Origin of the sequence: Gemmatirosa kalamazoonensis (assembly GCF_000522985.1) — a bacterium.
GTDB lineage: Bacteria > Gemmatimonadota > Gemmatimonadetes > Gemmatimonadales > Gemmatimonadaceae > Gemmatirosa > Gemmatirosa kalamazoonensis.
In genome coordinates this window covers 671293-691444 of the sequence record NZ_CP007129.1, presented here as the reverse complement: position 1 = coordinate 691444, position 20152 = coordinate 671293, and the positions used below count along the sequence as shown (strand labels likewise).

Below are 20152 nucleotides of genomic sequence, written 5' to 3'. Positions count from 1 at the left end.
GATCGTTCATTCATGGGGCTCGCCCATCCTAGCTGCCCCCCACCCGTCGCGCAACCACGAGGCTCCCCATGCTGCTCGCCCTCTCCCTCATCGCCGCGCTCCACGCCGACCCCACCGACTCCCTCCCCGGCAAGTGGCAGATCAAGGGCGACGTCGCGGGCAACCCGCTCGACGAGGTGTGCACCATCAAGCAGACCGGCACCATCCTCACCGGCAGCTGCACGAACCCGAACGGCGGCCCCTACGACCTCACCGGCGAGTCGAGGGACGGCAAGGTCACGTTCCAGCACGGCGGCGACTACCAGGGCACCGCGCTCACCATCATCTACACCGGCACGCTCGCCTCGAAGGAGCTGAAGGGGACCGTCGACGTGAAGCCGTTCGACGCCACCGGCACGTTCACCGCCGCGCCGGCTCCCGCAACGGCCGCCGCTCCCGCGAAGCCGTGACGCTGGCCCGGCACGTCGCCGCGGCGGCGCTCTCACTCGGCGCCGCCGCGGCCGCGCACGCGCAGTCGTCATCGCCGCCGTGGACGAACGCCGCGCTCCCGCCCGCGCGCCGGGCCGAGCTGCTCCTCGCCGCCATGACGCGCGACGAGAAGTTCGCCCAGCTCGTCGGCGCGCCCGGCGTCGTGGCCGAGCTGCCGCAGTGCTACGGCGCGCGCCACGTCCCCGGGATCCCGCGCCTGAAGATCCCGACGTTCCGCATCACGAACGGCCCCGTCGGCGTCGGGCAGAGCGACTGCGTGCCGGCGACCGGGTCGAACGCTCCGACCGGCGCGCTCATGACGCGCGACGCGCCGAAGGCGACCGCGCTCCCGTCCGGGATGGCCGTCGCCGCGTCGTTCGACCGCGCCGTCGCGACCCGCTTCGGCGACGTGATCGGCCAGGAGACGCGCGACCTCGCGCTGCACGTGCTCGAGGGACCGGGGCTCAACCTCGCCCGCGTGCCGCAGGGCGGCCGCAACTTCGAGTACTTCGGCGAGGACCCGTTCCTCACCGGCACGATGGCCGTGGCCGAGATCCGCGCGATCCAGGCGCACGGCGTCATCGCGATGGCGAAGCACTTCGTCGCGAACGAGCAGGAGACCGCGCGCACCTCGGTGAACGAGATCATCGACGACCGCGTGCTGCACGAGCTCTATCTGCTGCCGTTCGAGATGGCGGTGCGCGACGGCGACGTCGCGAGCGTGATGTGCTCGTACAACGCGGTGAACGGCCCGCACGCGTGCGAGGACCGGCACCACCTCACCGACGTGCTGCGTGGTCAGTGGAAGTTCGCCGGCTACGTGCAGTCGGACTTCTTCGCCACCCACGGCGCGGCCTCCGCGCTGAAGGCGGGCATGGACCACGAGATGCCCGGCGTCGTGATCCCGAACGCGCCGGCCAACGCGCCGATCCGCACCTGGTTCACGCCGGCGAACCTCGCCGCCGCGATCGACAGGGGCGAGCTGACGATGGCCGACGTCGACACCGCGCTCGCCCGCCGCTATCGGCAGATGTTCCGGCTCGGCGTCTTCGACCGACCCGTCGCGCTCGCGCCGATCGACACCGCGCGCCACGCGCGGCTCGCCCGCGAGATCGGTGAGCAGTCCGCCGTGCTGCTGAAGAACGCGGGCAGCCTGCTGCCGCTGAACTCGCGGGCCATCCGCTCGGTGGCGCTCATCGGCCAGGCGGACTACGCGACGAAGGCGGTGGCCGGCTGCTGCGGCGGCAGCTCCGACGTCATCCCGTTCGCCACGGTCATGCCGCTCGACGGCGTGCGCCGCGCCCTCGCCACGTTAGGCAGCTCCGCCACCGCGACGCTCACCGTCGTCGCGAACGACGCCGCGAACCTCGCCGACGCGGTCGCTGCCGCGCGCTCGGCCGACGTCGCGATCGTCCTCGCCGGCACCATCTCGGAAGAGGGCCGCGACCTGCCGGGCGTGGCGCTGCCTAACGGTCAGGACGCGATCGTCGCCGCCGTCGCCGCCGCGAACCCGCGCACGGTCGTCGTGCTGAAGGACAACGCGTCCGCGCTGCTGCCGTGGATCGACGCGGTGCCGGCGGTGCTCGAGGCGTGGTTCCCCGGGCAGGCGGACGGCGACGTCGTCGCGCGACTGCTGTTCGGCCTCGCCACGCCGTCGGGGCGGCTGCCGGTCACGTTCGCGCGCCGCGCGGCGGACCTTCCGGTCACGACGCCGCGCCAGTGGCCCGGCGTCGACTCGGCGGGCACGCCGGCGAAGGTCGGCGCCGCGGGCTTCGGCATGGCGGCGGGTGGGCCGTACACGGTGGAGTACTCCGAGGGCCTCGCGATCGGCTACCGCTGGTTCGACGCGCGCGGCATCGCGCCGCTCTTCCCGTTCGGCCACGGCCTGTCGTACACGACGTTCGCGATGTCCGACCTCGCCGTGCGCCCGCGCGCGAGCGACGGCACGCGCCCGATCACCGTGGAGCTGACGGTGCGCAACACCGGGACGCGTCGCGGCGCCGAGGTGCCGCAGGTGTACGTGAGCCTCCCGGCGTCGGCCGGCGAGCCGCCGAAGCGCCTCGTCGGCTTCGAGAAGGTGTGGCTCGACCCGGGCGAGCGGCGGCGCGTGCGCATCACGATCGACCCCGCCGCGGCGAGCCATCCGTTAGGCGTGTGGGACGCCGCGACCCAGACGTGGCGGATCCCGAGCGGCGCCTTCCGCGTGCAGGTCGCCCGCTCGGCCGCGGAGGTCGTGCTCGCCGACACGGTGACGGTGACGACGGCGCGTCGCTGACGGCACGAGGGCTGGCGGTTGCGTGTTCCGACTGGCATCATCTGCCCGCGGCACGCAGCCATGACGATTCTCCTCACCGCCTCCGACCTCACGAAGACGTACGCCGGCGTGCGCGCGCTGCGCGGGGCGTCGTTCGAGCTGCGCGCCGGCGAGGTGCACGCGCTCGTCGGCGAGAACGGGGCGGGGAAGTCGACGCTCATCAAGATCCTCACCGGCGCCGTGCGCCACGATGGCGGCGCGATCGTCGTCGAGGGGCGGCCGGTGGCGCACCACTCGCCGCGCGCCGCGAAGGCGCTCGGCATCGCCGCGATCTACCAGCAGCCCGCGCTGTTCCCGGAGCTGAGCGTGGCCGAGAACCTCGCGATCGGCGTGGAGCGGCGCGGCGCCTGGGGACGTGTCGACTGGAGGGCGCGCCGCGCACGCGCGGTGGAGCTGCTCGCCCGCGTTGGTGCGCGCATCGACCCCGACGCCGACGCGGGCGATCTCAGCATGCCCGAGCAGCAGCTCGTGGAGATCGCGCGCGCGCTCGGCGCCGACGCGAAGGTGCTCGTGTTCGACGAGCCGACGGCGTCGTTGTCGGAGGACGACGCGCGCAACCTGTTCCGCGTCATCGGCGAGCTGAAGGCGCGCGGCGTCGGCATGATCTACATCTCGCACCGCCTCGACGAGCTGCCGGCGATCGCCGACCGCGTGACGGTGCTGCGCGATGGCCAGACGATCGGCACGCGCGACATGCGCGACGTCACGCGCGAGCAGCTCATCGCCATGATGGTCGGCCGCGAGCTCTCGGCGGTGTTCCCGAAGCGCGCGGTGCCGATCGGCGACACGGTGCTCGAGCTGCGCGGCGTCGGGTGCGCGGCGTGCGGCGTGCGCGACGTCACGCTCGCGGTGCGCGCGGGCGAGATCGTGGGGCTCGCGGGGCTCGTCGGCGCGGGGCGCACGGAGCTCGCGCGCATCGTGTTCGGCCTCACGCCCGCCGACGTCGGAGAGATCCGGGTGCGCGGCCGCACGGCGCGCATCGCCGCGCCGGCCGAGGCGATCGCGTTAGGCATCGCGTACTGCCCGGAGGACCGGCGTCGGCACGGCGTGGTGCTGGAGATGCCGGTGAGCGCGAACGTGACGCTCGCCGCGCTCGACGACCTCACGCGCGGCCGCCCGCTCGGCGCGCTCGACTTCGAGCGCGAGCGCTCGGTCGCCGCCGACTACGTGCGCCGCCTCGGCGTGAAGACCCCGTCGATCTTCACGAGCGTCGGCGCGTTGTCGGGCGGCAACCAGCAGAAGGTGGCGCTCTCGCGCTGGCTGCTCACGAGCCCCGCGGTGCTCATCCTGGACGAGCCGACGCAGGGGATCGACGTCGGCGCGAAGTCGGAGATCCACTCGCTCATGGTGTCGCTGGCCGAGCAGGGCGTCGCGATCCTCATGATCTCGTCGGAGCTGCCCGAGATCCTCGGCATGAGCGACCGCGTCGCCGTGATGCGCGAGGGCACGGTCGTCGAGATTCTCGACCGCGCCGACGCGACGCAGGAGCGCGTGCTCGCCGCGGCGCTCGGCGATCACGCGGCGGCCGCCGCATGATCGGCGCGTACAAGCGGGAGCTGCCGCCGGCCGTCGCGCTCGCGCTGCTGCTGCTCGTCGTCGCGGTCGCGGCGCCGTCGTTCTTCGACGGGGGCAACCTGCGCGACCTCGCGCTCGCGAACGCCGGCGCGCTGCTCGTCGCCGTCGGCATGACGCTCGTCATCCTCGTCGGCGAGATCGACATCTCCGTCGCGTCGCAGTTCGCGGTGTGCAGCGTGGCGGCCGGCGTGCTCGCGAAGGCCGGCGTGCCGGTGCCGCTGCTCGCACCGGCGGTGATCGTCGTCGGCGCGGCGATGGGCGCCGTGAACGGGGCGCTCGTCGGGCTGCTCGGGCTGCCGTCGATCATCGTCACGCTCGCCATGTTCGTGGCGTGGCGCGACGCGCTGCGGTGGGCGACGGAGGGCGCGTGGGTGCAGGACCTGCCGGCCGACTTCCAGTGGCTCGGCCTGAGCCCCGCCGCCGCGCAATGGCTCATCGTGCTCGTCGCGTTGGGCGTGCTCGCGGTGTTCGCGTGGGGACTCCGCAACCTCGGCGTCGGTCGCTCGCTCTACGCCGTCGGCTCCGACGCGGAGGCGGCGCGGCTCGCCGGCATCGAGCCGCCGGCGACGGTGCTCGGCGTGTTCGTCGTCATGGGCGCGCTCGTCGGCCTCGCGGCGACGCTGAACGCGGTGCGCTTCACGTCCGTGCCGAGCAATGCCGGCGTGGGGCTCGAGATGAAGGCGATCGCCGCCGTCGTCGTCGGCGGCACGGCGATCACCGGCGGGCGCGGACGCCTCGGCGGCACGCTGCTCGGCGTCGTGCTGCTTGGCACCATCGGCACGGCGCTCACGTTCCTCGGCATCAATCCGTTCTGGGAGAAGGCGATCCAGGGCGGCATCATCCTCGCCGCGCTCGTCTCGGACGTCGCGATCGGACGCCTGGAGCATCATGTCCGCCACTTCGGCCGCGCGCGTCCCGCTGTCGGCTGAGCCGCCGCTCGAGACGGAGGCGCCGCTCCGCGAGCGGCTCTTCCCGAACGGCGAGTGGGTGCTCCTCGCCGTGCTCGCGCTGGAGTGCGTCGTGTTCGGCGTCACGGGGCACAACTTCACGAGCACGGCGAACGCGTTCGAGATCACGCGGCTCGCGGTGGAGATCGGGCTGCTCGCGCTCGCGCTCACGCCGATCATCGTCACCGGCGGCATCGACCTCTCGGTCGGCTCCATGATGGGCCTCTCCGCCGTGGCGCTCGGCGCGCTGTGGCGCGACGCGGGCGTGCCGCTGCCGCTGGCCGCCGCGCTCACGCTGCTGTTAGGCACCCTCGGCGGCGCGCTGAACGCGGCGATGATCACGCGGCTCGGCTTCCCGCCGCTCATCGTGACGCTCGGCACGTTCTCGCTGTTCCGCGGCGCGGCGGAAGGGCTCACCCGCGGGATCGCGAACTACTCGGGGTTCCCGTCGTCGTTCCTGTTTCTCGGCCAGGGCTACCTCGGCGGCGTGGTGCCGGCGCAGCTCGCGATCCTCGTCGTCGCGGCGCTCGCGTGCTGGTGGTGGCTGCAGCGCACCGCGTACGGGCGCACGCTCTACGCGATCGGCTACTCGGCGGACGGCGCGCGCTACGCGGGCGTACCCGTGCGCCGCCGCCTCGCGCTCGCGTACGTGCTCTCCGGCGCGGCATCGAGCCTCGCCGCGGTGGTGTACGTCGCGCACCTCGGGCAGGCGAAGTCGGACGCCGGCACCGGCTACGAGCTGACGGCGATCACCGCCGTCGTGCTGGGCGGCGCGTCGATCTTCGGCGGCCGCGGCACGGTGCTCGGCACGCTGCTCGGGCTGTTCGCCATCGTGGTGCTGCAGAACGGGCTGCGGCTGAGCGGGCAGCCCGCGGAGCTCGCGGGCATCCTCACCGGCGTGCTGCTCGTCGGCACGATCCTGCTCGACCGCCTGGCGCGACGCCCGAAGCGCGCGACCGCCGCTGCTGCTACCGCGACACTCTCTCCCACCGCCGACACCGACGTGCGGAACTCACAGGTCGCCGCGCTGAGCGCGGTCATCCTCGCCGGAGCGCTGATCGTCGCCGGCAGCAACTGGTACCTCGTGCGCTCGCTGCGCACCGAGCTGCACGGCCGCGCGGTGCCGGACGCCTCGGCCGCCGCGCCGGTAGCGACGCCCACCGAGCACGCCGTCGTCGCGCTCATGCCGAAGGCGAAGGGCGACCCGTACTTCATCAGCGCGCGCGCCGGCGCCGAGGCGGAGGCGAAGCGGCTCGGCGTCGACCTGCTGTGGGATGGGCCGACGGATCTCGATCCCGCGAAGCAGAACGAGGTCGTGGAGGCGTGGATCACGCGCGGCGTGAACGCGATCGCCGTCAGCGTGGAGAACAAGGAGGCCATCTCCACGGTGCTGCGGAAGGCGCGCCAGCGCGGCATCAAGGTGGTGACGTGGGACGCCGACGCCGAGCCGGACGCGCGCGACTTCTTCGTGAACCAGGCGACGCCGGAAGGGATCGGCAACACGCTCACCGACGAGACGGCGCGCATCATGGGCGGCCGCGGCGAGTTCGCGATCATCACCGCGAGCCTCAGCGCCGCGAACCAGAACGAGTGGATCAAGTACATCCGTGCGCGCCTCGCCGCGAAGTACCCCGACCTGAAGCTCGTCGCCATCCAGCCGAGCGACGGGGACCGCGACCGCGCGTTCGCCGAGACGCAGAACGTGCTGAAGGTGCATCCGAACGTGAAGGTGGTGATGGCGATCGCCGCGCCCGCGGTGCCCGGCGCCGCGGAAGCGGTGAAGCAGTCGGGGCGCACCGATGTGAAGGTCACGGGTCTCTCGCTGCCGAACATGTGCCGGCCGTACATCAAGTCGGGCGTGATCGAGAGTATCGTGCTGTGGAACACGGGCGACCTCGGCGCGCTCGCGGTGGCCACGGCGCAGGCGGTGGCCGCCGGGCGGCTCAAGCGCGGCGACACGTCGTTCGACGCCGGACCGTTAGGCACCTTCGCCGTCGCCGGCGACCAGGTGCTGCTGGGGCAGCCGTTCGTGTTCAACAAGAGCAACATCGACCGGTTCAATTTTTGAGATACGCGTGACCGTCGCCCTGTTCGTCCCCTGCTACATCGACCAGCTCTACCCGCACGTGGCGATCGCCGCGCTGCGGGTGCTCGAGCGGCTCGGCGTCGACGTCGCCGTGCCGGACGGCGCCGCGTGCTGCGGCCAGCCGCCGGCGAACGCGGGGTTCGAGCACAGCGGGGAGCGCGCGCTGCGCACGTTCGTCGACACGTTCGCGCCGTACGAGCGCGTCGTCGTGCTGTCGGGGAGCTGCGCGGTGCACGTGCGCGCGCACGCGGCCAGTGTCGGTGGCGGCGCGGTGGCCGAGCGCACGACGGAGTTCTGCGCGTTCCTGCACGACGAGGTCGGGCTCGACGCGATCGCGTCGCTGGGGGCCGAGCTCCCGCGACGCGTCGGGGTGCACATCGGCTGTCACGGGCTGCGCGGGCTGGGGCTCGCGAAGCCGACGGAGCTGCAGGGCGCGCCCTTCGACAAGGTGCGCGCGCTCCTCGCCCCCGTGCGCGGGCTCACGTTCGCCGACCTCGCGCGCCGCGACGAGTGCTGCGGCTTCGGCGGCACGTTCTCGGTCACCGAGCCCGCCGTCTCGGCGAAGATGGGCCGCGACCGGCTGCGCGACTACGACGCGCACGGCGCCGAGGCGATCGTCTCGACCGACGTGTCGTGCCTCATGCACCTCGGCGGCCTCGCGCGCCGCGCGGGGGTCGCGCTGCCGATGATGCACGTCGCGGAGGTGCTGGCCACTGGACTGGATGAGACACGCCGAGCATGACCAGGCGCGCATTCGAGCTTCCCGTGCTGCACGAGCCGCATCGCGGCGACGGCGCGGTGGACCACGCGAAGGCCGCGGCGGCGTTCCTCGCCGACGAGCCGCGCGCCGACTGGCACGACGGCGCGCTGTGGTGGGTGCGCGAGAAGCGCGACCGCGCGGCCCAGGCGCTGCCGGAGTGGGAGACGCTCCGCACGCTCGCGTCGGCGATCAAGGAGCACACGCTGTCGCGGCTCGACGAGTACCTCGAGCGGTTCGAGGCGAACGCGACGCGCAACGGCATCACCGTGCACTGGGCGCGCGACGCGGACGAGCACAATCGCATCGTGCACGGCATCCTCGCCGCCGCGGGCGCGACGCGGCTCGTGAAGAGCAAGTCGATGCTCACCGAGGAGTGCGGCCTCAACCCGTACCTCGAAGCGCGCGGCGTCGAGGTGATCGACACCGACCTCGGCGAGCGCATCGTGCAGCTGCGCGGCGAGGCGCCGAGTCACATCGTGCTGCCGGCGATCCACCTGAAGAAGGAGGACGTCGGCGACACGTTCCACGAGTTTCTCGGCACGCCGAAAGGGCTCGCGGATCCGTCGGCTCTCGCGCAGGCCGCGCGCGAGCACCTGCGCGCGAAGTTCCTCGCCGCCGATGCGGCGCTCACCGGCGCGAACTTCGTCGTCGCCGAGACGGGCGGCTTCGTGGTGTGCACGAACGAGGGGAACGCGGACCTCGGCGCCGCGCTGGCGCCCGTGCACGTCGCGTCGATCGGCATCGAGAAGCTCGTGCCGCGCGCCGCCGACCTCGCGGTGTTCCTGCGCCTGCTCACGCGCAGCGCGACCGGCCAGCCGGTGACCGTGTACACGTCGCACGTGCACGGGCCGCGCGAAGGGCAGGCGCTGCACGTCGTGCTCGTCGACAACGGCCGCTCGACGCAGCTGGGGCGCGAGGGGTTCTGGCGCTCGCTGAAGTGCATCCGCTGCGGCGCGTGCATGAACACGTGCCCGATCTATCGGCGCTCCGGCGGGCACAGCTACGACTCCACGGTGCCCGGTCCGATCGGCTCGGTGCTGACGCCGGGGCTCGACCTCGAGCGGTACGCGACGCTGCCGTTCGCGTCCACGCTGTGCGGCTCGTGCACCGCCGTGTGCCCGGTGAAGATCGACCTCGACGCGCAGCTCTACCGGTGGCGGCAGCTCGTCGTCGCCGCGGGGCACGCGCCGACGGGGAAGGCCGTCGCGATGCACGGCGCGGGGCGTCTGCTCGCGCGCCCGCGCTGGCTGCGCGCCGCGGGCGCGATCGCGCGCGTGGGGCTGCGGCTCATGCCGCGGCGCGTCGCGCGGCTCGCCGCGGGCGCGTGGGGACATGCGCGCGACCTGCCGCCGCCGCCCGCGCACAGCTTTCATGCCTGGTACCGCGCGCACCGGCGCGACGGTGGCCGGCCTAACGCCTGACGTTCGACCACACTCACCCCCAGCGCCATGCCATCCGTGCGACGCCTCTCGCTCCTCGCTGCGTGTGCCCTCGCCACCTCGGCCGCGACGCTCCGCGCGCAACCGCCCGGCGGCGGCGGTCAGCCGCAGAAGTTCGAGAACCTGAAGGTGTTCCCGAAGGACATCCCGCGCGACTCGCTGCTCGGCATCATGCGCAGCTTCACGGGCGCGCTCGGCGTGAACTGCACGTTCTGCCACGTCGCCGAACCGGCGCCGCCGGGCGCACCCGGGCCGCGCGAGCAGCTCCGCCCCGCGAAGGACGACAAGCCGACGAAGGAGACGGCGCGCTTCATGATCCGCATGGCGGACAGCCTGAATCGCGTCGTGCTCGCGGCGCTCCCGAACCGTCACTCGCCGACGGTCGTGGTGTCGTGCGCGACGTGCCACCACGGCTCGCCGCTGCCGCAGACGACGGTGGCCATGCTCTCGGAGGCGGTGGAGAAGACCGGCGTCGACTCGGCGATCGCGCAGTACCGGAAGCTGCGCGGCGAGATGGTGTCCGGACGCTACGATTTCCGCGAAGGACCGGTGAACGATCTCGCGCAGGCGCTCGCCGCGCGCGGCCGCGGCGCCGACGCGATCAAGCTGCTCGAGATGAACCAGGAGTTCTTCCCGAACTCTCCGGACGTCGACGTGGCGATGGCCGAGGTCTACCTGCGCGGCGGGGACCGCGACAAGGCGATCGCGCGCTTCCGCGCGGCGCTCACGAAGCGGCCGAACGACCCGCGCGTGCTGCGCCGGCTGCAGGACCTCGGCGTGTCGCCGAGCGGCGACCGTTAGGCGCTCGCGCGTCGCTCCTCACACCGGAGATCTCATGTCCCACGCCCGCAGTCGCCGGCTCTTCCTGCGCGACCTCGCCGCCGCGACACTCGGCGGCGGCCTGCTCGCCGCATGCGCCCGCGCGAGCGCGAACGCGAGCGCGAACGCGATCCGTCCGACGGCGGATCGCGTCGGCGTGCAGCTGTTCACGGTGCGCGACCGGATGCAGACCGACTTCGAGGGGACGCTCGCGCAGGTGGCGCAGGCGGGCTACCGCGAGGTCGAGTTCTTCTCGTACAACGGGCGCACGCCGGAGCAGGTGAAGGCCGCGCTCGACCGCGCCGGGCTCACGGCGCCGAGCACGCACGCGGCGCTGCGGCCGGGGCCCGACCTCGAGAAGCAGCTCGCCGGCTACCAGCTCATGGGGCACCGCTACGCCGCCGCGGGCGGTCCGCCGCCGGCGGGGATGCGTCCCGGAGGGCAGCGGCCGCCGATGCCGCCGCCGTCGGTCGACGGCGTCAGACGCACGATCGAGCAGTACAACGAGGTCGCCGCCGCGGCGAAGCCGTACGGCATCAAGGTGCTCGTGCACAACCACACCATGGAGTTCCAGCCGCTACCCGACGGCCGCACGCCGTACGACGTGCTGCTCGCGGAGCTCGACCCCGAGCGCGTGGTGCTGGAGCTGGACATCGGGTGGGCCACGGTGGCCGGGCAGCGCGCGCTCGACCTGTTCGCGAAGCATCCGGGCCGCTTCCCGCTGTGGCACGTGAAGGACATGGCGGGGCTCGCGGCGCTCGCCGGCATGACGAGCCAGGCCGAGCGGCAGCGCGCGGCGAAGATCGTCCCCGTCGGGCAGGGGGAGATCGACTACCGGCCCATCTTCGCGCAGGCGGCGACGGCGGGGCTGCAGCACTTCTTCGTCGAGCAGGACACGGCGCCCGACAGCGGCGACTCGATCGCCGCGCTGCGGGCCAGCATCGAGGGGGTGCGGCGCGCGCTGGCCTAGCACGCGCGCCGCGCCCACGACTGGCGGGGCTTCCGGCGGCATTCTAGCTTCGCCGCCTTCCTTCCCGCGGAGCCTGCCCGATGCGCGTTCGCCGTGTCGCCGTGGTGGCCGCCTCGATCGCCGCGCTGGCGCTCGGGCCGCACCTGGCCGTCGCGCAACCGCCCGCGTCCGCGGACGGCGCGCTGTACGGCGTGGTGTACGACTCGCTGACGCGCCGGCCGCTCGCGCGGGCCTACGTGCAGGTCGTGCGCGCCGGCGATCTGGACGGGGGCCGCACCGTGGCCGCCGACTCGGCCGGGCGGTTCCGGGTCGACTCGCTCGCGCCGGGCCGCTACCTCGTCGCGTTCTTTCACCCGCTGCTCGACCTGCTCCGCGTCCAGGCCACGCCGCGGGTCGTCGAGCTCGGGGTCGACATCGTCCGCGTCGACCTGGGCGTGCCGGACCTCGCCCGCGTGCGCCCGGTCGTCTGCGGCAGCGCGCAGGCGCCGAGCGACTCGAGCGGGCTGCTCGCGGGCCGCGTGCGCGACTCGGCCGACGGAGCGCCGGTCGAGAACGCGAAGGTCGTCCTCACGTGGTCGGAGGTCGCGCTCGACGCGGGCGGGGTGCGCACCGAGCATCGCCGCGTCCCCGTGACCACCGGCCGGGGCGGCAGCTACGTGCTGTGCGGCGTGCCGGCCGGCGAGGAGATGGTCGTGTCGGCCGCGGCGCCGGGACGGGCGAGCGGCGAGGTCGCGCTGGAGGTGCCGCCGCGGGGGTTCATGATGCTCGACCTCGCCCTTGGCGACACGACGGCCGGCGACACCACCGCCGCCGGCGCGATGCACGGCACCGCACGCCTGACCGGCGTCGTGCGCGACTCGGCCGGCCGAGCCGTGCGCGGGGCGCGGGTCTCCATCCGCGGCGCGACCGCCTCGACGACCGCCGACGCGGACGGGGTCTTCTCGTTGGGCGGGCTGCCCGCAGGCACGCGCACGCTCGAGGTGCGGGCGATCGGGTTCGCGCTGCGCCGCCTGCCCGTCGACCTCGGCTCCGACCGCGCCGCCGCCGTGAACGTGCGGATGGACCGCGTGCCGACGCTCGCCGCGGTGACGGTGCTCGGCACGCCGACCTCCGGGCTCGCGGGGTTCCTCGACCGGCGGGCCCGCAACGTCGCCGACCGGTTCATCACCGCAGAGGATCTCGTCCGCCTGCACGCGTCCCTGGTCAGCGACGCGCTGCGTGGCATGCGGGCGGTGTGGGTCGTTCCGGACAGGCACCTCGGCACGAGGCTATTGGGCACCAGCCCGTTCACGAGGCTGCATGGCGGCAATGCGAGATGCGCGGCGTGGATCGTCCTGAACGGGCAGGCCGTTCCGCGCGGCGACGACATCGACATGTGGGTGGGGACGAAAGACGTGGTCGGCATCGAGGTCTACGCCGACGGCGGGTCCGTCCCGATCAAGTACCGCCCCCCGGACAACTTCGACGGCTGCAGCGTCGTGCTGGTCTGGACGCGGCAATAGCGGCGGCGCCGGGGTGCGCCTGCCGTATCGTTCCGATACAGGCCTGGCACGCTTCGATACGCCCCCGCGGCCGCCTCCGCGCCGCCGCGCGCCGCACAACTCGTTGCGCGACAACGCATTCACGGAGCGCGTCTCGCTGCGCTCCGTCTTGCTTCTCCGGGGGGCGTTGCGACCCCACCCCATCCGGAGAACACCCGTGTCATCCATCGCCAGGACCCTGCCGTTCGCCGTCCTCGCCGCGGCACTCGTCGCCGCGTGCTCCGACGTTTCCTCGCCGACCCAAGCGACGTCGGTGCCCGCGCACCCGCTGGCGAGCAAGGGAAGCGGCGGCGGTGGCGGCGGCGGTGGTGGCGGCGGTGGCGGCAGCACGCAGCTCGTCGTGACGACGCCGCCGACCGTGGACGCCTCGGGAACGTGGGTCGGCACCAGCGACGGGCCGGACGTGACGCACACCTACACGTTCACGCTGCAGCAGGCGAGCGGCGGCCTGGTGAGCGGCACCGGCACGACCACGACGCCGTTCATGACGGCCGCGTATTCGCTCGTCGGCACCGTGAACGGCGACACGCTGATGCTGTACGTCGGCACGGTCTGCAGCTCGTGCACGCTGACGCCGAGCTACCGCGGCATCGTTTCGTCCGACGCCTCGCGGGTGGACGGCTCCTTCCTGAACGGCGGCGTCTCTCCGGTGACGCTGTTCAAGCGCTAGTCGACCTAGGCGCCCCCGCGTCGGATCGCGCGATGCGCGGCGACGAGGATGGCGCCGGCGGCGGCGATCCAGACGGCGCCGACGGCCAGCGAGAGCAGGTGTGACGTGAGATGTGACATGGGGGCGGGGACTGCCGGGACGCGAGCGACGACTAGGCGACCTGGGCAAGCTGAGTGCCACGTGTGACGCAGATCACGTTTTGCTCGGCCCTCGGCGCCTAGGCGCGGCGGCGTCGGGTGTGCAGTATGGGGGGAAGGCCCCGTGTGCGACGGCAGCGCATCCCTTCCCCCACGCCGGAGGCGCCATGAGCAGCCCAATTCCGCGAGACCCGCACGAGCACCTGGTCTGGGTCACGCGCACCTGTGCGCTGAACCCGGCGCACATCCTCGAGGTGTTCCACGGCAAGGGCGGGCACATCGAGGTGTACCTGTTCGGCCGCACGCGGCAGCTCGCCGAGCACGAGCTGACCGACGCCGGGCGGGCGCTGCTGGTGCCTAACGGTTTCGGCGCGGAGTCGGACGAGCACCACCGGCCGGATCTGACCCACGCGCCGCTGCACTGAGCATCCCCTCGATGCGCGGCAGCGTCGTGGCGCCGAACGACACGTTGTGCTCGCCGTCGAGCACCACGCGGTCGCCGGCGAAGCGGAACGTGAGCGTCGAGTAGAACGGCGTCTCCGGCGCCACGACCTTCACCGCGAACACGCTGTCCGACGCCCACGCGCCGCTCAGCGCGACGGCGGGGTGCGCGGGCACGGCGAGCAGCCGCTCGATGCCGTTCGCGAACCCCGCCGCGCTCCGCACCCATCGGCCGATGCCTAACGGCGTGCGCGTCTCGCCGGCCGCCGTGCGCACGACGAGCGCCGGCTCGCGGCCGCCGCGCGGCGCGAGGTCGAGCATCACCGCGCGCAGGCCGCGGTCGTTCTCCGCGAGCGCGTACCACCGGCCGGCGACGCGGCGCGCGAGCGGCGACGTCGGCCGACCGGCGGCGACGCGCACCGAGAGCGTGGCCAGCTGCGCGGCGAGCGCGCGCTGGGCGCCGGGGTCGTCCGGCAGCGGCTCGGCGCGCATGGCGGGAAGCAGCCGGTCCCACACGAGGTTCATCACGGCCTGCATGTCGCGCACGCCGCTCGTGATGGCGACGACGGCGTCGTACTCGGGGAGCACCAGCATGTACTGGCCGAACGCGCCGTCGCCGCGGAAGCCGTGGCGCGAGCGCCAGAACTGGTAGCCGTAGCCCTGGTCCCAGTCGCTCGTCGGGCTCGAGCCGTTCGACGTCTGGCGCGCCGTCGCCTCGGCCACCCACGCCGCGGGGAGGACGCGCGTCCCGTTCCACAGGCCGCCCTGCAGGTAGAGCAGACCGAGCTTCGCGATGTCCTCCGTGCGCACGTCGAGGCCGTACGCGCCGGCGTCGATCCCCTCGGGGCTCGTCACCCACCGCGGACGCGCGATGCCTAACGGCTCGAACAGCCGCGGGCCGAGGTAGTCGAGCACCGTCTGCCCGGTCGTGCGCTGCACGATCGCCGACAGCATGTACGTCGCCGGCGAGTTGTAGAGGAAGTGCGTGCCGGGCTTGTACGGCACCGGGTGCGCGAGGAACCGGTGCACCCACGTCTGCCCGCGCAGCGTCGTGTCCTCGGTGATCCCGAACGGCGCCTCCGACGTCTGGCCGGTGTTCATGCGCAGCAGGTCGCGCACGCGCATCTGCCGCAGGTTGGCCGACGGCTGCGGCGGCGCATCCTCGGCGAAGAACTTCAGCACGAGATCGTCGACCGAGAGCTTTCCTTCCGCCGCGGCGAGCCCCACCGCGGTGGACGTGAAGCTCTTGCTGAGCGAGTAGAGCACGTGCGGCGTCGCCGAGTCGTACGGCGCCCACCATCCCTCCGCCACCACGCGGCCGTGGCGCACGATCATGACGCTGTTCATCGCGTCGATGCTCGTGTCCGCGGCCCGCACGAAGTCGAGGATGCCCGCCGAGGCGATGCCCTCGCGCTCGGGCGTGCTGCGCGGCAGCGGCTGTTGCGCGACGACGACGCGTGCGACGAGCAGGACGAGCGCGGCGAGGACGGGACGCGCGGGCATGGGGCGGGACGGCGCGGGTGACGTTAGGCGCGGGGGGGGGCGCGGCGGCCCCGCACGGCCGCGCCGCACGGTAGCCCCGCGCCCGCTCCCCGCGAGTCCCGCCGCCGCTACCGGCGGCCGGCCGCCACGTGCGACCCGAAGATCTCCGGCGCCGACGACTGCCGCTGCGAGAACGTCCACCGCTGCGACAGCAGCATCCCCGCCGGCTGCGCGATCGTGAACGTCGCGCGGGGGTCGCGCGCCGCCTGGACCGAGCGCTGCGCGCCGGCGAGCACCGCGAGCCGCACGAACCCCGACGTGTTGGTCAGCGCCGCTTGCGGGATGCGCAGCGTCGCGCGCGCGCCCGGCTCGATGCGACCGAGCGCCCACTCGCGTTGATCGCCGATGAGATAGACGTCCACGTAGACCTGCGCCTCGTTGTCGAAGCGGATGGCGATCGCCTCCCCGGGCGAGACGGCGACGCCCTCCCGCGCGACCGGGGACAGGTGCGAGGCGCAAGCGCCGAGCGCGAGCGTGGTCAGCGCGGCGGCGACGAGTGAAACGGCGGCACGGGTGCGTGGCGTAGTCATCGTGTGCTCCAGGGACGGGGAAACCGGGCGCCCTCGGCGCCTCATCCCATAGCGCGCGAAACGCAGCGAAACCCACTCACCGCCGTGTGTGTCCAAGACCAGGCCAGGGTTCGTCCTCTCCTTCTCAATGCGATGATGCCGACGCCGACGCCGCCCCGCGGCACGCCCGACGTCCGGGTGGCCCCCGCTGTCACCGAGCTGCTGCGCGCGTGGGGCACCGGCGACGCGGACGCGTCGGAGGCGCTCGCGCAGGTCGTGTACGCGGAGCTGCGTCGGCAGGCGCGGCTCGTGCTGCGTCGCGAGGGCGAGGGACAGACGCTCCAGCCGACGGCGCTCGTGCACGAGGCGTGGATGCGCCTCGACGGCCAGCACGAGGCGCGCTGGGAGAGCCGCACCCAGTTCTTCGCCGTCGCCGCGCGCATGATGCGACGCGTGCTGGTGGACCACGCGCGCACGCGGCACGCGCTGAAGCGCGGCGGCGGGCCGGGCGCCGCGGCGCGCGTGACGTTAGGCGCCGTGGACCGCGAGGGCGCCGAGCCCGCGGCGCTCGATGCGGTGGATCTGCTCGCGCTCGACGACGCGCTCGCGCGCCTCGCCACCCTCGACCCGCACAAGGCGCGGCTCGTGGAGCTGCGCTACTTCGCGGGGCTCAGCATCGCCGAGGCGGCGACCGCGTTAGGCATCTCCCCGGCGACCGTCGGCCGCGAGTGGGCCGTGGCGCGCATGTGGCTCCGTCGGGAGCTCGACGGATGACGGCGCCGGCGATGACGCCGGAGCGCTGGCGCGCGGTGGATGCGGTCCTCCAGGGCGCGCTCGCGTGCGAGCCCGAGCGGCGCGACACTTTCGTGCGCGAGGCGTGCGGCGACGACGACGCGCTGCGGCGCGAGGTCGCGGCGCTCCTCGCCGCGCACCACGAGTCGACCGACGCGTTCCTGGGGCGCCCCGCGGTGGAGGCGCTCGTCGGGCCCACGCCGCCGACGCGCGCGCCGGAGCGGGCGCGCATCGCCGCCGCGCTCGCCGGCCGCTACGAGATCGAGCGCGAGATCGCGCGCGGCGGCATGGCCACCGTGTATCTCGCGCGCGATGTGCGCCACCGCCGCCCCGTCGCGATCAAGGTGCTGCGCGACGAGGTCGCGTCGGCCGTCGGCGCCGAGCGCTTCCTCGAGGAGATCCGCGTCACGGCCTCGCTGCAGCATCCGCACGTGCTGCCGCTGTTCGACTCGGGGAGCGCGGACGATCTGCTGTGGTACGCGATGCCGTTCGTCGAGGGAGAGACGCTGCGGACGCGGCTCGCGCGCGAGGGGCGCCTGACCATCGGCGAGGCGGTGCGCATCGCGCGCGAGGTGGCGGACGCGCTCGCCCACGCCCATGCACGCGGCGTCGTGCACCGCGACGTGAAGCCCGAGAACGTGCTGTTGCAGGACGGCCACGCGCTCGTCGCCGACTTCGGCATCGCGCTCGCGCTGGAGCACGCGGGCGGCGAGCGGCTCACGCTGACGGGGCTCACGCTCGGCACGCCGCAGTACATGGCGCCGGAGCAGGCCGCGGCCGAGCGCGCGCTGGACGCGCGCGTGGACGTCTACGCGTTAGGCGCGGTGCTGCACGAGATGCTCGTCGGCGAGCCGCCGTTCGCGTCGGGGGCGTCGCGCCAGGTGGTGCTGCAGCGGATGCTGCACGAGCCGCCGGCGCCGCTCGTCACGCGGCGTCCCGAGGTGCCGCCGTCGCTCGACGCGGCGGTGCGCCGCGCGCTCGAGAAGCGGCCCGACGCGCGCTTCGCGACGGCCGCGGAGCTCGGTGCCGCGCTCGTCGCGCCGCCCGCCGTACCACCGTCCGCGGCGACGTCGTCCGGGCGCCTCGTGGCGGCGCGCGTGATGGTGTACGCGACGCTCGTCGCGCTCGGCATCGGGCTCGCGAGTGGGCTCCTGTTCGGGCGCTCGTCGCTGCTCGACCGCTGGGCGAGCGACGCGCCGGCGATGGCGCGGCCGGCGAGCACGCCCGCGAGCACGCCCCCGCTCGCCCCTGACGTCGACGTGCGCGCGACGACGTCGTCCGGCCTGTCGCTCGTCGTCGTCGACCGCGCGGGCCGGCCGGTGCGCGCGATCCCCGCCGAGCGGCCGTGGACGCCGCGCTTCTCGCCGGACGGCCGCCGCGTCGCGTACGGCGCGTTCGGCTCGGGGCGGACCACGAGCGACGTGTGGGTGACCGACCTCGCCCGCGGCACGACGCAGCGCATCACCGACGACGACGCGGACAGCAACGACCCGCAGTGGAGCCCGGACGGCGCCGTCGTCGCGTACTCGGTGAGCGCGCCGGGGGGCAAGGACGTCGCCGCGCGGCGGCTCGACGGCACGCCGGCGCGTCCGCTCGCGACACGCGACGGCACGCAGTTCCCGAGCGACTGGCTGCGCGACGGCAGCGCGCTGCTCGTCACCGACGACGCGTTCGGCCGGCACAACATCCTCGTGCAGCCGGTGGACGGCTCCGCCCCGCACCCGTACGCCGCGACGGCGGCCGACGAGACGGGCGCGCGCGTGTCGCCCGATGGACGGTGGATCGCGTACACGTCGGACGAGTCGGGGCAACAAGAGGTGTACCTCGACTCGTACCCGCGGTCCGGCCGGCGTGTGCGCGTGTCGCAGGGCGGGGGCATCGACCCAGTGTGGCGCGGCGACGGGCGGGAGCTGTACTACTGGCGCGGCGACGCGCTCGTGGCGGTGCGCGTCGGTCCGCCGATGCTCGGCGGGCCGGCGACCGTCGGGGACGAGCGCGTGCTTTTCCACGCGCCGTATCAGGCCGCGCTCAACACGATGTACGACGTGTCGCCGGACGGCGGGCAATTCGTGATCGTGCGGCGCTGAGCCCGCCTAAGGCCGCGCTCCTAGTCGAGGCGGAGATCCCGGACGAACTCCTGCTCGGGCCGGAGCTCCGCGCGGGGCACGCCGACGGACCGCGACACGACGCGCAGGTACCGATCCCAGAGCGGCCCGGCGTACGGGTCGCCGCGGGCCGGGGGGCCCACCTGCGTCGTGTTGGCGCGCACGTAGTCGAACAGCAGGCCGACGGTCCGGAACCGTTTCGCCTCGGCGTTCGGTATCTGGAGGCCAAACTCGCGCTCGACGTCCATCACCAGCTCGACGATGTCGAGTCCCATGGGAGCGGGTCGATGCTCCTGACGTTTCGTTAGGCGGCCCGAGTGCCGGCTACTCGCCCGCGCGCGTCGGCCGCGGCAGCGCCGTCGGCGGCACGAGGTTGTTCAGCCGCATGTAGTTCGCGATCTGGCTGTAGTGGTCCGCCATGTCGAGCGCGTGGCCGAGCACCATGCCCGCGCGCGTGACCGACCGCGTCTGGCCGCCGAACGTCATCGACACCTGGTCGGCGAGCTTCGCGTCGTCGAGCTGCGCGAACGCGGTCTCGCAGAACGCGAACGACGCCTTGAGCTTCGCGACCAGCGAGTCCTTCGGCCACCGTGCCTTCAGCGAGTCGGGCGTCGATGTGTCCTTGTCCGGCAGCTGCGCCTTCTGGTCGCCGAACGCGTTGCAGAACAGGTAGTTGTCGCTCGCCAGGTGCTGCGCGATGTAGCCCACGGTGAGCTGCGCCGGCGTCGGGCGGTAGCCGAACTTCGCCTCGGGGATCGAGTCGAACGCCTGCGCGAGGTTGCGCTGGAGCGCCATCGTCCGGCCGCGGAACGCCGTCGTGATCGGGTTCGCCGGTGGGGTGGCCGGGGGCTGGGCGGCGAGGCCGAGCGGAAGGGCCAGCGCCAGGCACGCGGTACGCGCTATCCTCATGGGGCCTCCTGGGTAGTGCCGTCGAGTGGGCCGGCGGGTTCGGGTGATACTGCCCGGCGGCCCCGTGTCGCGCAACGGCGTGGTGACGGCGCGCGGCCTGCACCGGGCGGCGTCCACCTCGTCCGCAA

Annotated in this window: 18 protein-coding genes; 14 read left to right on the top strand and 4 right to left on the bottom strand. The window is 73.7% G+C overall.

Annotated elements, in window-relative coordinates; all coding sequences use genetic code 11:
• Positions 1-68: 68 nt before the first annotated feature.
• The 12 genes from J421_RS25985 to J421_RS25930 all read left to right on the top strand — a co-directional run bounded on the left by J421_RS25985 (position 69) and on the right by J421_RS25930 (position 14151).
• Entirely contained in the window at positions 69-449 is a 381-nt protein-coding gene (locus tag J421_RS25985) for a hypothetical protein (protein WP_025414043.1), read from the top strand.
• Positions 446-2743, top strand: a complete 2298-nt coding sequence (locus J421_RS25980) for a beta-glucosidase family protein (protein WP_025414042.1) — start codon at positions 446-448, stop codon at positions 2741-2743. The genes J421_RS25985 and J421_RS25980 overlap by 4 nt, the downstream gene beginning before the upstream one ends.
• A 60-nt stretch (positions 2744-2803) precedes the next feature.
• Positions 2804-4318 carry a sugar ABC transporter ATP-binding protein gene (locus tag J421_RS25975; protein WP_025414041.1) on the top strand — a complete coding sequence of 505 codons (1515 nt, stop codon included), beginning with the start codon at positions 2804-2806 and terminating at the stop codon, positions 4316-4318.
• A complete protein-coding gene (locus J421_RS25970) occupies positions 4315-5286 on the top strand; it encodes an ABC transporter permease (protein WP_025414040.1) in 972 nt (323 codons plus the stop codon). The genes J421_RS25975 and J421_RS25970 overlap by 4 nt, the downstream gene beginning before the upstream one ends.
• Positions 5246-7372 (top strand): substrate-binding domain-containing protein, encoded by a 2127-nt coding sequence (locus J421_RS25965; RefSeq protein ID WP_025414039.1) that lies wholly within the window; start codon positions 5246-5248, stop codon positions 7370-7372. Before J421_RS25970 ends, J421_RS25965 begins: the two co-directional genes overlap by 41 nt.
• A 7-nt stretch (positions 7373-7379) precedes the next feature.
• The gene (locus tag J421_RS25960) at positions 7380-8132 is read left to right on the top strand and encodes a (Fe-S)-binding protein (RefSeq protein WP_025414038.1); all 753 of its coding nucleotides are present in this window, start codon (positions 7380-7382) and stop codon (positions 8130-8132) included.
• Positions 8129-9571, top strand: a complete 1443-nt coding sequence (locus J421_RS25955) for a lactate utilization protein B (RefSeq protein WP_104023303.1) — start codon at positions 8129-8131, stop codon at positions 9569-9571. Before J421_RS25960 ends, J421_RS25955 begins: the two co-directional genes overlap by 4 nt.
• Before the next feature lie 27 nt (positions 9572-9598).
• Positions 9599-10390 carry a c-type cytochrome gene (locus J421_RS25950; protein WP_025414036.1) on the top strand — a complete coding sequence of 264 codons (792 nt, stop codon included), beginning with the start codon at positions 9599-9601 and terminating at the stop codon, positions 10388-10390.
• Between the two features lie 34 nt (positions 10391-10424).
• On the top strand, positions 10425-11378 hold the full coding sequence (locus J421_RS25945) for a sugar phosphate isomerase/epimerase family protein (protein ID WP_025414035.1): 954 nt from the start codon (positions 10425-10427) through the stop codon (positions 11376-11378).
• Positions 11379-11458: 80 nt separating this feature from the next.
• On the top strand, positions 11459-12880 hold the full coding sequence (locus J421_RS25940; RefSeq protein WP_025414034.1) for a carboxypeptidase-like regulatory domain-containing protein: 1422 nt from the start codon (positions 11459-11461) through the stop codon (positions 12878-12880).
• A 196-nt stretch (positions 12881-13076) separates the two neighbouring features.
• Positions 13077-13589, top strand: a complete 513-nt coding sequence (locus J421_RS25935; protein ID WP_148306543.1) for a hypothetical protein — start codon at positions 13077-13079, stop codon at positions 13587-13589.
• Positions 13590-13893: 304 nt separating this feature from the next.
• Complete coding sequence (locus tag J421_RS25930) at positions 13894-14151, top strand: hypothetical protein (protein ID WP_025414032.1); 258 nt, start codon at positions 13894-13896, stop codon at positions 14149-14151.
• Here J421_RS25930 and J421_RS25925 read toward each other — a convergent pair.
• Positions 14084-15670 carry a serine hydrolase domain-containing protein gene (locus J421_RS25925; protein ID WP_025414031.1) on the bottom strand — a complete coding sequence of 529 codons (1587 nt, stop codon included), beginning with the start codon at positions 15668-15670 and terminating at the stop codon, positions 14084-14086. The two genes, J421_RS25930 and J421_RS25925, sit on opposite strands and share 68 nt — an antisense overlap.
• Positions 15671-15777: 107 nt before the next feature.
• Positions 15778-16239 carry a hypothetical protein gene (locus J421_RS25920; protein WP_025414030.1) on the bottom strand — a complete coding sequence of 154 codons (462 nt, stop codon included), beginning with the start codon at positions 16237-16239 and terminating at the stop codon, positions 15778-15780.
• 135 nt (positions 16240-16374) lie between these two features.
• Between J421_RS25920 and J421_RS25915 the strand changes: the two genes are divergently transcribed.
• Together J421_RS25915 and J421_RS25910 are read left to right on the top strand one after the other, a co-directional pair.
• On the top strand, positions 16375-16992 hold the full coding sequence (locus J421_RS25915; protein ID WP_104023405.1) for an ECF-type sigma factor: 618 nt from the start codon (positions 16375-16377) through the stop codon (positions 16990-16992).
• Positions 16989-19097, top strand: coding sequence for a protein kinase domain-containing protein (locus tag J421_RS25910; RefSeq protein ID WP_025414028.1), 2109 nt, complete (start codon positions 16989-16991; stop codon positions 19095-19097). Before J421_RS25915 ends, J421_RS25910 begins: the two co-directional genes overlap by 4 nt.
• Positions 19098-19117: 20 nt before the next feature.
• Here the strand turns inward: J421_RS25910 and J421_RS33745 are convergent, their stop codons facing one another.
• Positions 19118-19390: an acyl carrier protein gene (locus J421_RS33745; protein WP_025414027.1), complete on the bottom strand. Its 273-nt coding sequence runs from the start codon at positions 19388-19390 to the stop codon at positions 19118-19120.
• A 49-nt stretch (positions 19391-19439) separates the two neighbouring features.
• The gene (locus J421_RS25900; protein ID WP_104023302.1) at positions 19440-20024 is read right to left on the bottom strand and encodes a DinB family protein; all 585 of its coding nucleotides are present in this window, start codon (positions 20022-20024) and stop codon (positions 19440-19442) included.
• Positions 20025-20152 lie beyond the last annotated feature (128 nt).